The organism is Paraburkholderia caledonica (assembly GCF_000383275.1).
Taxonomy (GTDB): domain Bacteria; phylum Pseudomonadota; class Gammaproteobacteria; order Burkholderiales; family Burkholderiaceae; genus Paraburkholderia; species Paraburkholderia caledonica.
In genome coordinates this window covers 168,531-185,106 of record NZ_KB911040.1, presented here as the reverse complement: position 1 = coordinate 185,106, position 16,576 = coordinate 168,531, and the positions used below count along the sequence as shown (strand labels likewise).

Here is a 16,576-nt window from a genome sequence, read left to right as displayed (position 1 = left end):
GGTTAGAAGGTTTAAGAAGTTGAAGCCGGGCGCCCGAGATCGAACGCTTCGGCCAGGAGTTCATAGGAACGCAAGCGCGCGCGATAGCTGCCTGCGACGGTAAGCACGATCAGCTCGTCGGCCTGGAACTGTTCCTGTAATGCATGAAGGCGCTCGGTCACGACTTCTGGCGTGCCGATGATACTGCGTGGCTTCTCACGGTCGATCACCAGTCTTTCGCGCTCGCCATACTCCTGCGCGACGCCCTGTTCGATATTCGGGATCGGTTCGTTCAAACCATAAGCCATTTGCACGCGACGCAGGTCGACGGCTTTTGCCAGATCAGCGGCTTCCTGCTCGGTGTCCGCGCAAATCACGAACACGGCGGCGGCCAGATACGATTGCTGCGTTTCCTCGCTCGGCTTGAAACGCTCGCGATACGCATGCGCGACCTGATGCCCGAAATGGGCGTTGATGAAATGCGCAAACGCGAAGCGGATTCCGAGCTGCGCTGCGAGCAACCCGCCGAATTCGCTTGAACCGAGCATCCACAGCTGCGGACGCGTGGCCACTTGCGGTTGCAGCAGTACGCCTCGCGCGACGTGATCGGCTGGCAGCGCGCCGTGCATCAGGCCGAACAGATCGGCCACCTGTTGCGGGAAGATTTCGCCGCGGTTGTAGTCGCCCGCGGCAACCGCCTGGGCGGTGCGCATGTCGCCGCCGGGCGCGCGTCCTACGCCGAGGTCGATGCGGTTAGGGAACAGCGCCTCCAGCATCATGAATTGCTCGGCGACCTTGAACGGGCTGTAGTACGGCAGCATGATGCCGCCGGAGCCCAGCCGGATGCGTCGCGTGACGCTGCCAAGGCGCGCAAGCATTACTTCGGGGCAGGGGTTCGACACGCCGCGCAAGCCGTGATGCTCAGCGCACCAGTAGCGCGTGTAGCCGAGATCGTCAGCGAGTTGCGCGAGTTCTACCGTGGCGGCAATCGCGTCCGCCACCGAGTGCCCTGAAATGACGGGCGTTTGATCGAGCACGGAAAGTAGCGTCATGTCAGTGTGCTCCAGATGGGTCATTCGCTTCGCCGCGTTGCTTGCGGCGACTGCATGCCGGCGCCGGACCGCCGGCTCAGCGAATCAAACTCGTGTCGGGCAGACGCTTCGCGATCTCCGCGATCAGCGCGCGCGCGAGCGTCTGCTTGTCGGCGCGCGGCAGCCTGGTTGCGCCGCCTGCTTCGAACAGGATGACCTCGTTATCGTCCATGCCGAATGTGAGCGGCCCGAGATTGCCGATCAGAAGCGGCACGTTTTTGCGCACGCGTTTTTCCTCGCCATGCACTTCGAGATCGCCGCTTTCCGCGGCGAAGCCGACGGTGAACGGCGGATGCGGCAACTTCGCGACCGAGGCCAGAATGTCCGGATTTTCGACGAACGAAAAAGTGGGCAGCGCGCGATCCGCGCTTTTCTTGATCTTGTGGTCGCTCGGGTGATCGACGCGCCAGTCAGCGACCGCGGCTACGCCGATGAAAATGTCCGCATCTGTCACCGCGCGCATCACGGCATCGTGCATCTGCTGGGCGGTTTGAACGTCTTCGCGGAACACGCCCCACGGCGTTTCGAGCGCGACAGGACCGGCCACGAGGTGCACGTCGGCGCCCGCCTGTTGCGCGGCGCGGGCCAGCGCGAATCCCATCTTGCCACTCGACCGGTTGGTAATGCCGCGCACCGGATCCAGCGGTTCGAACGTCGGCCCGGCGGTCAGCAACACGCGCCGGCCGGACAGAATTTTCGGCGCGAAGAACGACGCGATCGCCTCGTAGGTTGCCGCGGCTTCGAGCATGCGGCCGTCGCCAATTTCGCCGCAAGCCTGAGGACCGGAGTCCGGCCCCAGCACTTCGATTCCGTCCGCGCGCAACTGTGCGACGTTGCGCTGCGTGGCCGGGTTTTGCCACATCTGCCGGTTCATCGCGGGCACGACGAGCAGCGGACAATCGCGCGCGACGCACAGCGTAGCGAGCAGGTCATCGGCCATGCCGTGTGCGAGTTTGGCGAGGAAGTCGGTGGAGGCGGGCGCGATCACAATTGCGTCGGCTTCGCGCGACAGATCGATATGCGCCATGTTGTTCGCAATACGCGCGTCCCACTGGCTCGTGTAGACGGGCCGGCCCGACAGCGCCTGCATGGTCACCGGGGTGATGAACTGCGTGGCCGCTTCGGTCATGACGACCTGCACGGTTGCGCCGGCCTTGGTCAGCAGGCGCGTGAGTTCGGCGATCTTGTAGCAGGCAATGCCGCCCGTCATGCCGAGGACGAGGTGTTTCCCTGCGAGTTCTGCGGTTGCCAACGAAAGCCTCCGACAAAGCGTGGTGGCCGAGCGCGGCGCGCTTGCACCGTTGCCGGCCGTCAAAGCGGACTTCTGGCGCGAGGCGAGCGGTCGAAAGCCGACCACGGCCTCGCGCGGTGAGGCGACCTTGTTGAGCCGACCTTAACGCGAGCCGCGTACGCGCCGCAACTCGTCGATTACGAGCAGAATCGCGCCGACCGTGATCGCGCTGTCGGCCAGGTTGAACGCCGGCCAGTGCCACGCGCGCACGTGGAAATCCAGGAAGTCAATCACGTGGCCGTACGCGAGCCGGTCGATCACATTGCCGAGCGCGCCGCCGAGTATCAACGCCAGCGCCGTGCAAAACATTTTTTGCCCGCCGTGGCGCTTGAGCAGATAGCAGATCACCAGCGCGGCGACCACGCCGAGCGCGGTGAATGCCCAGCGTTGCCAGCCGCCAGCCATTGCGAGGAAGCTGAATGCGGCGCCGCGGTTGTACACGAGAATCAGGTTGAAGAACGACGTGACCTCATGCGCGACGCCATAGGCAAACACCTTCTGCACCGCGATTTTCGTCAACTGATCGAACAGGATCACGATCAGCGCAACGCCCAGCCAGGGCGCCAGCGAACTGTTTCCGGCGGAAGCTTTTGATGTGGTTTTCGCCATGGTTCTCGCCATTATGCCGCGCTCCTCGCTTCACCGTTGCCGAACAGGTTGCTGACACAGCGGCCGCACAGCGTGGGGTGTTCCGCGTCCGCGCCCACGTCCGCGCGATAGTGCCAGCAGCGCTCGCATTTCAGATATTTCGATGTGATCACTTCGACGCCTTCTTCCGCTTCGCTTTCGACCTTGACGACGCTCGCAGCCGACGTGATCAGCACGAACTTCAGGTCGTCGCCGAGGCTTTTCAGCGCGTCGTAACGTGCGCCGCTCGCGCGGATTTCCACTTCCGCCTGCAGCGACGAGCCGATCAGGTTCGCGACGCGCGCTTCTTCCAGCGCCTTCGTCACGTCGCCGCGCGCAGCGCGCAACAAAGTCCATTTGTCGAGCAGCGCGCCGGCGTCCGGCACCGCCGGGAACGCGTGGTACGTCTCGGTGAAAATGGTCTCGCTGTTCGGCTGGAACACCTTCCACGCTTCTTCGGCTGTGAACGACAGGAACGGCGCCATCAGACGCAGCAGGCCTTGCGCGATGTGATATAGCGCGGTCTGAGCCGAGCGGCGCGCGACGGAATCCGCAGCCGTGGTGTAGAGGCGGTCCTTCAGCACGTCCAGGTAGAAGCCGCCGAGGTCTTCGGAGCAGAACGTTTGCAGCTTGGCGACGACCGGGTGGAACTCGTACTTGTCGTAATGCGAGAGGATGTCGTTTTGCAGATTCGCCGACAGCGCCACCGCGTAGCGGTCGATCTCGAGCCAGTCTCCAACAGGGCGCGCGTTCTTCTCGAAGTCGAAGTCCGACAGATTCGCGAGCAGGAAGCGCAGCGTGTTGCGAATGCGGCGATAGCCTTCGGTCACGCGCTTCAGGATTTCTTCGGAGATGGCGAGTTCGCCCGAGTAATCGGTCGACGCGATCCACAAGCGGATGATTTCCGCGCCGAGCCGGTTCGCCACTTCGTGCGGATCGATACCATTGCCGAGCGACTTGCTCATCTTGCGGCCTTCGCCGTCGACGGTGAAGCCGTGCGTGAGCAGCGCGTTGTACGGCGGACGGCCGTCGAGCATCGACGCGGTCAAAAGCGACGAGTGGAACCAGCCGCGATGCTGGTCCGAGCCTTCCAGATACAGGTCGGCCGGGAATTGCAGCTCGTCTTTATGCGAGCCGCGCAGCACGTGCCAATGCGTGGTGCCGGAATCGAACCACACGTCGAGCGTGTCGCGGTTCTTTTCGTACATGTTGGCGTCGTCGCCGATCAATTCGCGCGGGTCGAGCGTTTGCCAGGCTTCGATACCGGCCTCTTCGACGCGCTTCGCAACTTCCTCGAGCAACTCCAGCGTGCGCGGATGCAGTTCGCCGGTTTCCTTGTGCACGAAGAAGGCCATCGGCACGCCCCATTGGCGCTGACGCGACAGTGTCCAGTCGGGACGGTTCGCGATCATGCTGAAAAGGCGCTGCTTGCCCCACGACGGATAAAACGCCGTGTTTTCGATGCCTTCGAGTGCGGTTTCGCGCAGAGTCTTGTCGGTATCGTTCGGCTTCACGTCCATGCCTGCGAACCATTGGGACGTGGCGCGGTAGATGATCGGCGTCTTGTGGCGCCAGCAGTGCATGTAGCTGTGCGTGTACTTCTCGGTGCGCAACAGCGACCCGGCGCCTTGCAGCGCTTCTACGATCTGCGGATTGGCCGCCCAGATCGACAGACCGCCGAACAGCGCGAGCGATTCAATGTAACGGCCGTCGCCCATCACCGGATTGATGATGTCTGAATCGGCCATGCCGTGTGCCTTGCAGGACACGAAGTCTTCCACGCCATAGGCCGGCGACGAATGCACGACGCCGGTGCCGGTTTCGGTCGTGACGTAGTCGCCCAGGTAGACCGGCGCCGTCCGCTTGTAGCCGGGATGAGCGGACGCGAGCGGATGGTTGAAGCGCAGATTGACGAGCTTCGCGCCAGGCGTAGTCGCGACGACCGAGCCTTCCAGGCCGTATGCGTTCAGACATGCTTCGACGCGCTCTTCGGCGAGGATCAGCAGGCCGCGCGGCGTGTCGACGAGCGCGTAGACGATTTCCGGATGCAGGTTCAGCGCCTGGTTGGCGGGGATCGTCCACGGTGTGGTGGTCCAGATCACGATGCCGCCTTCATTGCGCGGCAGCGCGGCGAGACCGAATGCCTGCGCGGTCTTTTCCGGCTCGGCGAAGCTGAACAGCACGTCGATGGTCGGATCGGTCTTGTCCTTGTACTCGACTTCTGCTTCAGCGAGCGCCGAGCCGCAGTCGAAACACCAGTTGACCGGCTTCAGGCCGCGGAACACGTAGCCCTTCTCCATGATCTTCGCGAGTGCGCGGATTTCTCCGGCTTCGTTTGCGAAGTTCATCGTCTTGTACGGGTTGTCCCACTCGCCGAGCACGCCCAGACGACGGAAGCCGACCTTCTGCTTTTCGATCTGCTCGGTCGCATAGGCACGCGCCTTCTGCATCACTTCGGCGGCGGGCAGCGACTTGCCGAACTGCTTTTCGATCTGGATTTCGATCGGCATGCCGTGGCAGTCCCAGCCCGGCACGTAGACCGCGTCGAAGCCCGCCATGTTGCGCGCCTTGACGATCATGTCCTTCAGGATCTTGTTTACCGCGTGGCCGAGGTGGATGTCGCCGTTCGCATACGGAGGGCCGTCGTGCAGGATGAATTTCTTGCGGCCCTTGCTGGCGGCGCGGATCTTTTCGTAGACCTTGCGTTCCTGCCATTCCTTGACCCATTGCGGCTCGCGCTTGGGCAGATCGCCGCGCATCGGGAACGGCGTGTCGAGCAGGTTCACGGGATAACGTGACGGCGGTTTCGAATCGGCTTTCTTGTTGCTCATGATGTGGTCGCGGTGAATTCTTTATAAGCGCAGCGTGGCGCGGGTTGCGCACGATGCGCGAGAGCGTGGGGCACGCCCGGCAGGCATGTCGCGCGATGCACGGACGCCTTTCGAAGCGCGAGAGCGGCGGTCCTTGCGGCAATCAGCGCGCATGGACCGCGGCGGCTATCTAATTCGGTCGGTGGCCGACGTGGCGAAACCGGTGGAACGGCTGCCCGGCGAACCGGCGCCGACGGCCGCGAACCATGCGCGCGCGTTGGCGACGTCGCGCGCAATGGCGGCCGTGAGCGTTTCGAGGTCGACGTACTTTTCCTCGTCGCGCAGCTTCTTCAGGAATTCGACGCGCACGAGCTTGCCGTATGCGTCGCCGTGCCAGTCGAGCAGATGCACTTCGAGCAGCACGCGGCCGGAATCGTCGACGGTCGGACGCAGGCCGAGGCTCGCGACGCCCGGCAGCGGTTCGTCCGCCACGCCATGCACGCGCACGACGAAAATGCCCGCGAGCGCCGGACGCTTGTGCGCGATCGGCAGGTTTAGTGTGGGAAAGCCGAGATCGCGGCCGAGCTTCATGCCGTGCACGACGTGACCGCTGATCAGATAATCGCGGCCCAGCGCGGCGCGCGCAGCGTCGAGATCGCCGGCCACCAGCGCGGCGCGCACGCCTGAGCTGGATATACGCGCGCCGGACGGATCGGCGACCGTTGCCATTTGTTCGACTTCGAAACCGTAGTGCTGGCCCGCGGCTTTCAGCGAAGCGAAGTCGCCCGCGCGCTTTGTGCCGTAGCGGAAGTCGTCGCCGATCATCACCCAGCGCGCGTGCAGCCCGTTGACGATGATCCGCTCGACGAACGCATCGGGCGACTGGCTCGCGAATGTGTGATTGAAGTGCTCTACGACGACGCGGTCCACGCCGTTGGTGCGCAGCGCCTCCAGCTTGTCGCGCAGCATCGCGATGCGCGGCGGCGCGCCGGCGGGATTGAAGAACTCGCGTGGGTGCGGCTCGAAGGTCATCACGCAGACGGGCAGGCCGCGCGCGTCGGCCGCCGCGCGCACGTGCGCGAGCAAAGCCTGATGGCCGCGGTGGACACCGTCGAAGTTGCCGATGGTCAGTGCGCAGGGCGCACGGCTTTCAGCATTGGGAAGACCGCGGAAGACTCTCACGATAGCGCGTCGGGATAGAGCGGGCGAGGTGCCGCAAAACAAATGATTATAAACGCTCGGCGCATGGGACGGCGGCGCGTCGCGGTTTGGGTGCCCTCGAATGATAAAATCCACGCATGAAAAAACTCGTCATCCTGATTTCAGGGCGGGGAAGCAACATGGAAGCTATCGTTCGAGCCTGCTCGGACGAAGGCTGGCCGGCGCAGGTCGCTGCCGTGATTGCCAACCGTCCGGATGCCGCGGGCCTTGCGTTCGCGGCGTCGCACGGCATTGCCACGGCGGTGGTCGATCACCGCCAGTTTCCCGATCGCGACAGCTTCGACTCCGCGCTCGCTGAACAAATCGATCGCTTCTCGCCCGATCTGGTAGCGCTCGCAGGCTTTATGCGCGTGCTGACAGACAGTTTCGTCGACCGTTATGCGGGGCGCATGTTGAACGTGCACCCGTCGCTGCTGCCGAGCTTTCCGGGACTGAAAACGCATCAGCAGGCGCTCGACGCCGGCGTGCGCCTGCACGGCGCGTCGGTGCATTTCGTTACTTCGCAGCTCGATCACGGGCCCATCGTCGCGCAATCGGCGGTGCCCGTCGAGGCCGGCGATACGCCCGCCACGCTCGCCGAGCGCGTGCTTGCAACCGAACACATTATTTATCCACGCGCGGTGCGCTGGTTCGTCGAAGGGCGTCTCGCTCTGGATGGCCTGCGCGTCACGCTTACGCCGCCGGAGCCGCAATGGCTCTTTGCCGGTCACACCGCCGGAGAGGGCGCATGAGATTACATGGTTTTCTGATTGGACAAACTGAGACTTTGCTGGCCGAAGTCCTTCGACTGAACGGTCCTGCCGACGCTACCACGAGCCGTTTTTTCCGTGCGCATCCGAAGCTCGGGCACGGCGAGCGCGGCGTGATTGCCGAGGCGGTTTTCGCGGTGCTGCGTCGCCGGATGGAGTTTGCGCACCTTGCCGAAAGCGGCGCGGGCAGCCCCGCCCGCCGCATGGCCCTGCTCGGGCTGATGCAGACGGCCGGCCGCACGGCGCTCAAGCCGTTCGTGTCCGACTCGGAGTCGAAATGGCTCGAACACGTCGCGATGATCGATCCGGAAAGCTTGCCGCTGCGGATTCGCCTGAACCTGCCCGACTGGATCTATCAGGCGCTCGCGAAGCGTTTTGAACCAGCCGAACTGGCTCAACTGGCCGCCGCGTTGAACTACCCGGCGCCGTTGGATCTGCGCGCGAACCCGATCAAGGCGAGCCGCGACGACGTACTGAACGCGCTCTCGAAAGCCGGCATCGAAGCCGGCGCAACGCCGTTCGCGCCGTTCGGCGTGCGGGTAGTGGGCAAGCCGCCGCTCACCAAGCTCGACGCGTTCCAGCACGGTTGGGTCGAGGTGCAGGACGAAGGCAGCCAGTTGCTGTGCTCGCTGGTTGCGCCCAAGCGCGGCGAGATGATCGTCGACTTCTGCGCGGGCGCGGGCGGCAAGACTCTGGCGCTGGGCGCGGCGATGCGCTCCACCGGGCGTCTCTATGCGTTCGATATCTCCGAGCGGCGCCTCGCCAAGCTCAAGCCGCGACTTGCGCGCAGCGGTTTGTCGAACGTGAATCCGGTACTGATCGACAGTGAACACGACGCCAAGATCAAGCGGCTTGCCGGCAAGATCGACCGCGTGCTGGTCGACGCGCCCTGCAGCGGTTTGGGCACGCTGCGCCGCAACCCCGACCTCAAATGGCGCCAGTCGCCGGAGTCGGTCGCCGAACTCGCGCCCAAGCAGGCGTCGATTCTGGCGAGCGCGGCGCGTCTGGTGAAGAAGGGCGGTCGCCTCGTGTATGCGACCTGCTCGATCCTTGAAGCGGAAAACGAAGCGGTCGTCCAGCAGTTCCTCGCAGATCATCCGGACTTTGCGCTCGTCCCCGCGCGCGAGGTGCTGGCCGAGCAGCGCATCGATCTCGAAATGGGCGATTACCTGTCGCTCTGGCCGCACCGCCACGCGACCGACGGCTTTTTCGCCGCCGTGCTCGAACGTCAGAGCTGAGCCCGCAATAGGCCAGCCGGCTCGCGGATCGATTGTCCGAACCGCGAGCCGCACCTGAGCCGGTCATTCCGGCGACATCATGCAAAACCGTATCTTTTCTCATCTCTTCGGCGATCTCGCGCGCGACTTCGGCCAGCCCGTCATGCTTTGGCAAGTCGGCGTGCTGATTGCCACGCTCGCACTCGCCTGGCTGCTCGCCCGCCTGTTGCGCCGGGCGCTCGATTTGCGCCGTCAAACCCGCTATCAGACGCTGCGCTTTGGCGCGGAAAGCCTGAACCGGGCGTTTTTCCCGCTGATCGGCGCAGTGCTGGTGTGGATCGCACGGGCGATCGCCGGGCGGTTCATCCACACGTCGCTGCTCGATCTCGCGTTGGTGCCGCTCTTCGGCATCGGCTTGATTTACATCGTGTTTTTCTTCGCGCGGCGCGTCTTCAGCCATGACGGGGAGACGCACCCATGGCTTTTTCTCGTCGAAAAGATCGTTTCTCTGGGCGTGTGGGTCGCCATGGCGCTCACCGTGATGGGCATTCAGGACGACGTGATCGCGTGGATGGCGAGCGTGCACTTTCGTGTCGCCAACGCGCACATGACGCTGCTCTCGCTCGTCACAGGCCTGCTGTGGGTCTGCGTGACGATGATCGTCGCAATGTGGCTCGGCTCGGCGTTCGAAGACCGTCTGATGCGCGCCGCGACGCTCGACGCGAATCTGAAAGTCGTGGTGGCGCGTGTCGGCCGCGCGGCGTTTGTGCTGGCGGCGGTGCTGATCAGCCTGTCGCTGGTTGGCATCGACATCACCGTGCTCGGTGTATTCGGCGGTGCTCTGGGCGTGGGGCTGGGGTTCGGTTTGCAGAAGATCGCCAGTAACTATGTGTCGGGCTTCATCATCCTGATCGACCGGTCGCTGCGGATCGGCGACACGATCAACGTGAGCGGCCTGCAAGGCATGGTCACGCAGATTCGCACCCGATATACGGTCGTGCGCGGCCTTGACGGTATCGAAACGCTGATTCCCAACGAAAAACTGATTACCGACGTCGTGCAGAACCAGTCGTCGTATCTGACGCGTGGCTATGCGAAGGCGGCCGTGCAGATCGCCTACACCGCCGATGTCGAGCAGGCCATGGCGCTCCTCGCGCAAGCAGCGGACGGCGTGCCCCGCGTATTGACGGACCCGGCGCCTACGCCTTATCTCGTAGGCTTTGGCGCCGATGGCATCAACCTGGAGCTAGGCTTCTGGATTGCCGACGCGGCAACGGGCACATCGGCCGTCCGCTCGGCGGTCAATCGCAACATCTGGCAGCTTTTTTCCGCACATGGCATCTCCATTCCTTTCGCGCAACGCGAAGTCCGCATTGTCGGGAATGCGACTGACGTAGCAAATGTCGGAGGGGCGTTGTCCAAACCGGCAAGTGTGACCGATGCGATGGCAAATCAGGCCGGCGACGCTATTTAGCGGGCACTCGCACGGCACTGATGAGTCTAACAGGGCTTGCTGCGGGTGTGTTTGCGTTGATGCTGCACAAAAAATCCCTATTTGTTACAAACACTTGGAACGCTTCCAGTAGAATGTCGTCCAATCCCGCTGTATGCTTTCACTTTCTTGACACGCGCAGTTCGCGGGTGTCTCGTGTCTCTCGTTCCACAGGTAAATTGCCTTGTTGAATTCTTTGCTCGATTTCCTTGCCCACGGTCTGATGCGCTTCTCGTGGTGGCAACTTGTTCTGTACACGCTCGCCGTGACACACGTCACGATCATTGGTGTGACGGTCTATCTGCATCGCTGCCAGGCGCACCGCGCGCTAGAGTTGCACCCTGTCGTCAGTCATTTTTTCCGATTCTGGCTGTGGATGACCACGGGCATGCTGACCGGTCAATGGGCGGCTATCCACCGTAAGCACCACGCCAAGTGCGAGACGGAAGAAGATCCGCATAGCCCGCAAACGCGCGGCATCTGGAAGGTGCTGCTCGAAGGCGCGGAACTCTATCGCACCGAAGCGAAAAACGAAGAGACGATGCGCAAGTTCAGTCACGGCACGCCGAACGACTGGATGGAACGCAACGTCTACACGAAGTACCCGATTCTCGGCGTCAGCCTGATGATGGTGCTGAACGTCGCGCTGTTCGGCGTGGTCGGCCTGACCATCTGGGCGGTGCAAATGGTGTGGATTCCCTTCTGGGCAGCCGGCGTGGTGAACGGTCTGGCGCACTTCTGGGGTTATCGCAACTTCAACTCGTCGGACGCCAGCACGAACATTTTCCCGTGGGGCATCATCATCGGCGGTGAGGAGCTGCACAACAATCACCACACGTACGCCACCTCGGCGAAGCTGTCGAACAAGTGGTACGAATTCGACATCGGCTGGATGTACATCCGCATCATGTCGGCTTTCCGCCTCGCCAAGGTGAAGAAGGTCGCGCCCACGCCGCGTCTGACCACGGGCAAGATGGTGCTCGATCAGGACACGTTGCAGGCCGTGCTGGCTAACCGGTACGAAGTGATGGCGCGTTACGGCAAGGCGCTCAAGCGTGCGTATCGTCAGGAACTCGCGCATTTGAAGGAAGTGGGCGCGCGGGAGAAATATCAGGTGATGCGCGGGGCGCGCAGCTGGTTCCACAAAGAAGAAGCGGGGCTCGACGAGCCACAAAAGCGTCTGCTGCCGCAAATCTTCGCGAACAGCCAGAAGTTGAAGACCTACATCGACATGCGTAACGAGCTTGCGTCAATGTGGGAGCGCTCGAACGCGTCGCGCGATCAGTTGCTGGTGCAGTTGCAGGACTGGTGCCATCGCGCGGAAGCGAGCGGCATCAAGGCGCTGCAGGAGTTTGCAATGCGACTGCGCCGTTATGCTTAGTCACGAAATCCATTAAAATTTCGTTACGTCACAAAACCCCGCGTTGGCGGGGTTTTGCTTTTTGGGCCGCGGAATTTGCATGACGCGATGGGTATTCCACGGCGGCAAAGCGAGGGCAGAAGAGATCATGGATCAGCAGGCGATCAGGGCCGTGGAATACGACCGGCCGCAGGCGCAGGGGACATCCTGCGGGATCGGGCAGGCGTGGGCGAAGGTGCCCGAGGTGCCGTCGGCGCAGGAAAAAGTGGCGCTGAAAGAGCGCATTCGCGCATTGCTCAAGCGCGAGAAGGCCGTGCTCGTCGCCCACTACTATGTCGACGCCGAATTGCAGGAGCTGGCCGACGAAACCGGCGGCTGCGTGGCCGATTCCCTCGAAATGGCCCGTTTCGGGCGCGATCACGAGGCCCAGACTCTCGTGGTGGCGGGAGTGCGGTTCATGGGCGAGACGGCAAAGATTCTCAGCCCGGACAAGCGCATTCTGATGCCGGATCTCGACGCAACTTGTTCGCTGGACCTCGGCTGTCCGGTAGATGAATTTTCGGCTTTCTGCGACGCACATCCGGACCGCACGGTGGTCGTTTATGCGAATACGAGCGCGGCCGTTAAAGCCCGCGCAGACTGGATGGTGACATCGTCGATTGGACTGGAGATCGTGGCCGACCTTCACGCGCGCGGCGAAAAGATCATTTGGGCGCCGGACCGGCACCTTGGCGGTTACATCCAGAACAAGACCGGCGCGGACATGCTGATGTGGCAGGGTTCGTGTCTCGTACACGACGAATTCAAGGGCATTGAACTCGACTTGCTGCGCGCCGAATATCTGGGCGCGAAAGTCCTGGTTCATCCGGAGTCTCCGGCCAACGTGGTGGCGCAGGCGGATGTCGTCGGCTCCACCACTCAGTTGATCGATGCCGCGCAGAAGTTGGATGCGACGCACTTCATCGTGGCAACGGACCTCGGCATCCTCCATAAGATGCAGCTCGCTGCGCCCGGCAAGACGCTGATCGCCGCGCCTACTGCCGGCAACAGCGCGACATGCAAGAGTTGCGCGCACTGCCCGTGGATGGCTATGAACGGTCTCGCGAATCTCGCCGACGTCCTCGAACGCGGTCATAACGAGATTTTCGTCGAACGCGCTGTTGGCGAGCGTGCACGTGTGCCGATCGACCGTATGTTGGACTTTGCCGCGCGCCATAAGAAGCGCGTGCAAGCGAGCGGCGACCTGGCGCGCGACGCGCAGTTGTATTCGAACGTGGGAGCTGCCTGATGACCGCGGCAGCGCAGAGTTCAGCAGTGCCCCGTTCGGCGCCATACAGTCACGCCGAAGCCGTGTCGCCACTCTTCGCCGAGATCCATGCGCAATACGGTGCGGTGTTCGACGCAGCGCTCGCGCGCAACGTCGCCGACGCGCTTGCGGAAGACGTCGGCACGGGTGACCAGACCGGCCGCCTCGTCCCCGCCGATGACGTGCGCCGCGCGCGTGTCGTCGTCCGTGAGGATGCGGTGTTGTGCGGCGTGTCGTGGTTTAACGCGGTCTTGCGGCAAGTGGACTCGCGGATCGAGGTGCAGTGGCTTTACCGCGAAGGCGACCGGATGACAGCGGACACTCCCGTGTGCGAACTGCGCGGACCGGTCCGTGCGCTGCTTACTGCCGAGCGCAACGCGCTTAACTTCCTTCAACTTCTATCAGGCGTGGCGAGCGCGACGCGCCGGTATGTGGATGCGGTCGCTCATACGCGTACCCGCATTCTCGATACGCGCAAGACCTTGCCCGGCTTGCGGCTCGCGCAGAAATACGCGGTGCGCGTGGGCGGCGGAGCGAATCAACGGCTCGCGTTGTATGACGGCATTCTGATCAAGGAAAACCACATTGCCGCTGCCGGCGGAGTGGGGGCGGCTATGGACGCCGCGCTCGCGCTCAACGCGGGCGTCTCTATCCAGATCGAGGTCGAGACGCTCGAGCAGCTGGAAACGGCATTGGCGCATCGCGCGGAGTCTGTTCTGCTCGACAACTTTTCGTTCGATTCGATGCGGGAAGCAGTGCGGATCACCGCGGGGCGCGCCGTACTGGAAGTGTCGGGCGGAGTGAACTTCGAAACAGTGCGGACGATTGCCGAAACGGGCGTCGACCGTGTGTCGATCGGCGCCCTGACGAAAGACGTGCGAGCGACCGATTACTCCCTGCGGATCGTCTGACGGAAGTTCCTGCTTGTAAAACGCCACCGCCGGCCCGGAGCCTGCGGTGGCGTTTTGCCTTCGATCACACGTTGCGGTTTCGGACGTGCTCGGGCGAGAGCACGGTCGGCAGCGCTTTCGGCAAAGTTGCCGGCCAGTCGCGGCTGAAATGCAGGCCGCGGCTTTCGCGCCGCGAGCGCGCGCCGTCCACGATCAACGAGGCTACGTCCACCAGATTGCGCAACTCCAGCAAATCGCGGCTCACCTTGAAGTTCGCGTAATACTCGTGGATCTCGTCGCGCAATAGCGCCAGCCGGTGTTTGGCTCGCGCGAGGCGTTTGTCCGTGCGCACGATGCCGACGTAGTTCCACATGAGCCGGCGAAGCTCGTCCCAATTGTGGGCGACGACCACTTCTTCGTCGGGGTCCGAAACGCGGCTCTCGTCCCAGTCTGGCAAAGGCGCGTGGACGGCGCCGCAGAATCCCTCTTCTTCGATCGCGCGTGCCGCCGAGCGGCCAAGCACGAGGCACTCGAGCAGCGAATTGCTGGCAAGGCGGTTCGCGCCGTGCAATCCAGTGCAAGATGTTTCGCCGACTGCATAGAGGCCTGCGAGATCGGTGCGGCCGGCCAGGTCGGTAACTACGCCACCACACGTGTAGTGTGCCGCCGGGACTACGGGGATCGGCTCCTTCGTAATGTCGATACCGAATTCGAGGCACCGAGCGAGGATCGTCGGAAAGTGCTCGCGGAGAAAGTCCGCCGGCTGATGGCTGATATCTAGATACACGCAATCTATGCCGCGTTTCTTGATCTCGAAGTCAATCGCGCGCGCCACGATGTCGCGCGGCGCGAGTTCAGCGCGTTCATCGTGGTTCGGCATGAACCGCGTGCCGTCCGGCAGCTTCAGGACGCCTCCCTCGCCGCGCACCGCTTCAGAGATCAGGAACGACTTTGCGTACGGGTGGAAGAGGCAGGTGGGATGGAACTGGATGAATTCCATATTCGAGACCCGGCAGCCTGCGCGCCATGCCATCGCGATGCCGTCGCCCGTCGCGGTATCGGGATTTGTCGTGTACAGATAGACCTTGCCGGCGCCCCCGGTGGCAAGCACCGTATGCGGCGCCTCGATCGTGACGGTGCGTCCGCTTTCCACATCGAGCGCGTACAGGCCATGGCAACGGCGGCCCGGCAGTCCGAGCCGGTCAGACGTGATCAGGTCGATTGCGTAGTGATCTTCCAGCAGCGTGATGTTCGGATGCTGCCGCACGCGTTCGCTCAGCGTGGCAACTACCGCATGGCCCGTCGCATCCGCCGCATGAATGATCCGCCGATGGCTATGGCCGCCTTCGCGAGTCAGATGGAAGCCGAGTTCCGCGGAGTCGTCTTTGGTGAACGGCACGCCTTGTTCGATCAGCCATTCGATCGCAGCGCGCCCGTGCTCGACGATGAAGCGCGTAGCGGCTTCATCACACAGGCCGGCGCCTGCAACGAGCGTATCGCGCACGTGATTTTCGATGCTGTCCGCCGAATCGAGCACCGCTGCAATGCCGCCTTGCGCCCAATCGCTTGCACCCTCGGTTATCGACCGCTTGGCGATCACCGCGACCCGCCGCGTCTGCGCGAGGTTGAGCGCGACGCTCAGTCCCGCGAGACCGCTACCGACAATCGCCACATCGAATTCCATTGCTCGCATCTCCGTCTTTCGTTTTGCTGTAGCAGCGTGCGATTTACGCGCTGCTAAAACGGGAAAGGATACGCGCCGCGACGGTCGAGGGAAAGCTGGCTGAACGTTATAAGGCTATGTATCGCCGACGATGGCGGCTCATCAGGGTCAGCTGGTTTGGTTGGACCAAAACAAAAAGCCTCGCACGAATGCGAGGCTTTTTGTGTATGTCTTGCCGTCGTCAGGCGGCAGGAGCCAAGATTTATTTAATCTTGGTTTCCTTGTACTCAACATGCTTACGGACGACCGGATCAAATTTCTTGATCAGCATCTTTTCCGGCATGTTGCGTTTGTTTTTCGTCGTCGTGTAGAAGTGACCCGTGCCTGCGGTCGATTCCAGCTTGATCTTGTCGCGTGCGCCTTTCGCCATGATTTACTCCTTAGGCTTCACCGCGTGCGCGCAGATCTGCGAGCACAGCGTCGATACCGTTCTTGTCGATCAGGCGCAGGCCGGCGTTCGAAATACGCAGACGCACCCAACGGTTTTCGCTTTCCACCCAAATACGGCGGCTTTGCAGGTTCGGCAGGAACCGGCGCTTGGTTTTGTTGTTCGCGTGGGAAACGTTGTTGCCGCTCATCGGCGCTTTCCCAGTTACTTGGCATACGCGTGCCATGAGAGCACTCCTAATACGCTAATTCTGAGTTCGAACGCCGTGAAAGTTTCCCGAAAAGAGTCGCGCTGAAATTCAGGCACGTATCCTTTCCGGAACGCCTTGGTGGCTTCGGAACAGGGGGTTGGAAACAGGCAAACCGGAATTCTAGCAGAAAAAAAGCCGCAAAATCAAACCTTATTTGCGGCAGCAAGACAAAGCGCAGGGCC

General features: G+C 62.7%; 14 protein-coding genes. 6 read left to right on the top strand and 8 right to left on the bottom strand.

Going from position 1 to position 16,576, the window contains the following annotated elements; translation table 11 throughout:
- Positions 1–11: 11 nt before the first annotated feature.
- The 5 genes from H281_RS0120995 to H281_RS0120975 all read right to left on the bottom strand — a co-directional run bounded on the left by H281_RS0120995 (position 12) and on the right by H281_RS0120975 (position 6,980).
- Positions 12–1,031, bottom strand: coding sequence for an LLM class flavin-dependent oxidoreductase (locus tag H281_RS0120995; RefSeq protein WP_020069121.1), 1,020 nt, complete (start codon positions 1,029–1,031; stop codon positions 12–14).
- A gap of 76 nt (positions 1,032–1,107) precedes the next feature.
- Positions 1,108–2,322, bottom strand: a complete 1,215-nt coding sequence (coaBC, locus tag H281_RS0120990) for a bifunctional phosphopantothenoylcysteine decarboxylase/phosphopantothenate--cysteine ligase CoaBC (RefSeq protein ID WP_027804813.1) — start codon at positions 2,320–2,322, stop codon at positions 1,108–1,110.
- Positions 2,323–2,463: 141 nt separating this feature from the next.
- On the bottom strand, positions 2,464–2,970 hold the full coding sequence (gene lspA, locus H281_RS0120985; protein WP_020069119.1) for a signal peptidase II: 507 nt from the start codon (positions 2,968–2,970) through the stop codon (positions 2,464–2,466).
- 11 nt (positions 2,971–2,981) lie between these two features.
- Positions 2,982–5,819, bottom strand: coding sequence for an isoleucine--tRNA ligase (gene ileS / locus H281_RS0120980; RefSeq protein WP_020069118.1), 2,838 nt, complete (start codon positions 5,817–5,819; stop codon positions 2,982–2,984).
- A 165-nt stretch (positions 5,820–5,984) separates the two neighbouring features.
- Entirely contained in the window at positions 5,985–6,980 is a 996-nt protein-coding gene (locus H281_RS0120975) for a bifunctional riboflavin kinase/FAD synthetase (protein WP_020069117.1), read from the bottom strand.
- 116 nt (positions 6,981–7,096) lie between these two features.
- On the opposite strand from H281_RS0120975, the gene purN reads away from it, so the two are divergent.
- The 6 genes from purN to nadC all read left to right on the top strand — a co-directional run bounded on the left by purN (position 7,097) and on the right by nadC (position 14,054).
- Complete coding sequence (purN, locus tag H281_RS0120970) at positions 7,097–7,750, top strand: phosphoribosylglycinamide formyltransferase (protein WP_020069116.1); 654 nt, start codon at positions 7,097–7,099, stop codon at positions 7,748–7,750.
- Positions 7,747–9,006: an RsmB/NOP family class I SAM-dependent RNA methyltransferase gene (locus tag H281_RS0120965; protein WP_020069115.1), complete on the top strand. Its 1,260-nt coding sequence runs from the start codon at positions 7,747–7,749 to the stop codon at positions 9,004–9,006. The genes purN and H281_RS0120965 overlap by 4 nt, the downstream gene beginning before the upstream one ends.
- A gap of 79 nt (positions 9,007–9,085) precedes the next feature.
- Positions 9,086–10,459 carry a mechanosensitive ion channel family protein gene (locus H281_RS0120960; RefSeq protein WP_020069114.1) on the top strand — a complete coding sequence of 458 codons (1,374 nt, stop codon included), beginning with the start codon at positions 9,086–9,088 and terminating at the stop codon, positions 10,457–10,459.
- A gap of 202 nt (positions 10,460–10,661) precedes the next feature.
- Entirely contained in the window at positions 10,662–11,858 is a 1,197-nt protein-coding gene (locus tag H281_RS0120955) for a DesA family fatty acid desaturase (protein WP_027778980.1), read from the top strand.
- Between the two features lie 127 nt (positions 11,859–11,985).
- Complete coding sequence (gene nadA / locus H281_RS0120950) at positions 11,986–13,125, top strand: quinolinate synthase NadA (protein ID WP_027804812.1); 1,140 nt, start codon at positions 11,986–11,988, stop codon at positions 13,123–13,125.
- Positions 13,125–14,054, top strand: coding sequence for a carboxylating nicotinate-nucleotide diphosphorylase (gene nadC, locus H281_RS0120945; protein WP_020069111.1), 930 nt, complete (start codon positions 13,125–13,127; stop codon positions 14,052–14,054). The genes nadA and nadC overlap by 1 nt, the downstream gene beginning before the upstream one ends.
- A 64-nt stretch (positions 14,055–14,118) precedes the next feature.
- On the opposite strand, the gene nadB is transcribed toward nadC, so the two are convergent.
- The 3 genes from nadB to rpmB form a co-directional block, all read right to left on the bottom strand.
- On the bottom strand, positions 14,119–15,717 hold the full coding sequence (gene nadB / locus H281_RS0120940) for an L-aspartate oxidase (protein WP_020069110.1): 1,599 nt from the start codon (positions 15,715–15,717) through the stop codon (positions 14,119–14,121).
- A 241-nt stretch (positions 15,718–15,958) separates the two neighbouring features.
- Positions 15,959–16,126: a 50S ribosomal protein L33 gene (gene rpmG / locus H281_RS0120935; RefSeq protein ID WP_007180630.1), complete on the bottom strand. Its 168-nt coding sequence runs from the start codon at positions 16,124–16,126 to the stop codon at positions 15,959–15,961.
- A 10-nt stretch (positions 16,127–16,136) separates the two neighbouring features.
- Positions 16,137–16,370 (bottom strand): 50S ribosomal protein L28, encoded by a 234-nt coding sequence (gene rpmB / locus H281_RS0120930; RefSeq protein WP_006050117.1) that lies wholly within the window; start codon positions 16,368–16,370, stop codon positions 16,137–16,139.
- Positions 16,371–16,576: the final 206 nt, after the last annotated feature.

Bases quoted from the DNA above. Each gene is read 5' to 3' on its own strand.
- H281_RS0120995 (WP_020069121.1), bottom strand. From the start codon at position 1,031: ATGACGCTACTTTCCGTGCTCGATCAAACGCCCGTCATTTCAGGGCAC.
- lspA (WP_020069119.1), bottom strand. From the start codon at position 2,970: ATGGCGAAAACCACATCAAAAGCTTCCGCCGGAAACAGTTCGCTGGCG.
- ileS (WP_020069118.1), bottom strand. From the start codon at position 5,819: ATGAGCAACAAGAAAGCCGATTCGAAACCGCCGTCACGTTATCCCGTG.
- purN (WP_020069116.1), top strand. From the start codon at position 7,097: ATGAAAAAACTCGTCATCCTGATTTCAGGGCGGGGAAGCAACATGGAA.
- H281_RS0120965 (WP_020069115.1), top strand. From the start codon at position 7,747: ATGAGATTACATGGTTTTCTGATTGGACAAACTGAGACTTTGCTGGCC.
- H281_RS0120960 (WP_020069114.1), top strand. From the start codon at position 9,086: ATGCAAAACCGTATCTTTTCTCATCTCTTCGGCGATCTCGCGCGCGAC.
- nadA (WP_027804812.1), top strand. From the start codon at position 11,986: ATGGATCAGCAGGCGATCAGGGCCGTGGAATACGACCGGCCGCAGGCG.
- nadC (WP_020069111.1), top strand. From the start codon at position 13,125: ATGACCGCGGCAGCGCAGAGTTCAGCAGTGCCCCGTTCGGCGCCATAC.
- nadB (WP_020069110.1), bottom strand. From the start codon at position 15,717: ATGGAATTCGATGTGGCGATTGTCGGTAGCGGTCTCGCGGGACTGAGC.
- rpmG (WP_007180630.1), bottom strand. From the start codon at position 16,126: ATGGCGAAAGGCGCACGCGACAAGATCAAGCTGGAATCGACCGCAGGC.
- rpmB (WP_006050117.1), bottom strand. From the start codon at position 16,370: ATGGCACGCGTATGCCAAGTAACTGGGAAAGCGCCGATGAGCGGCAAC.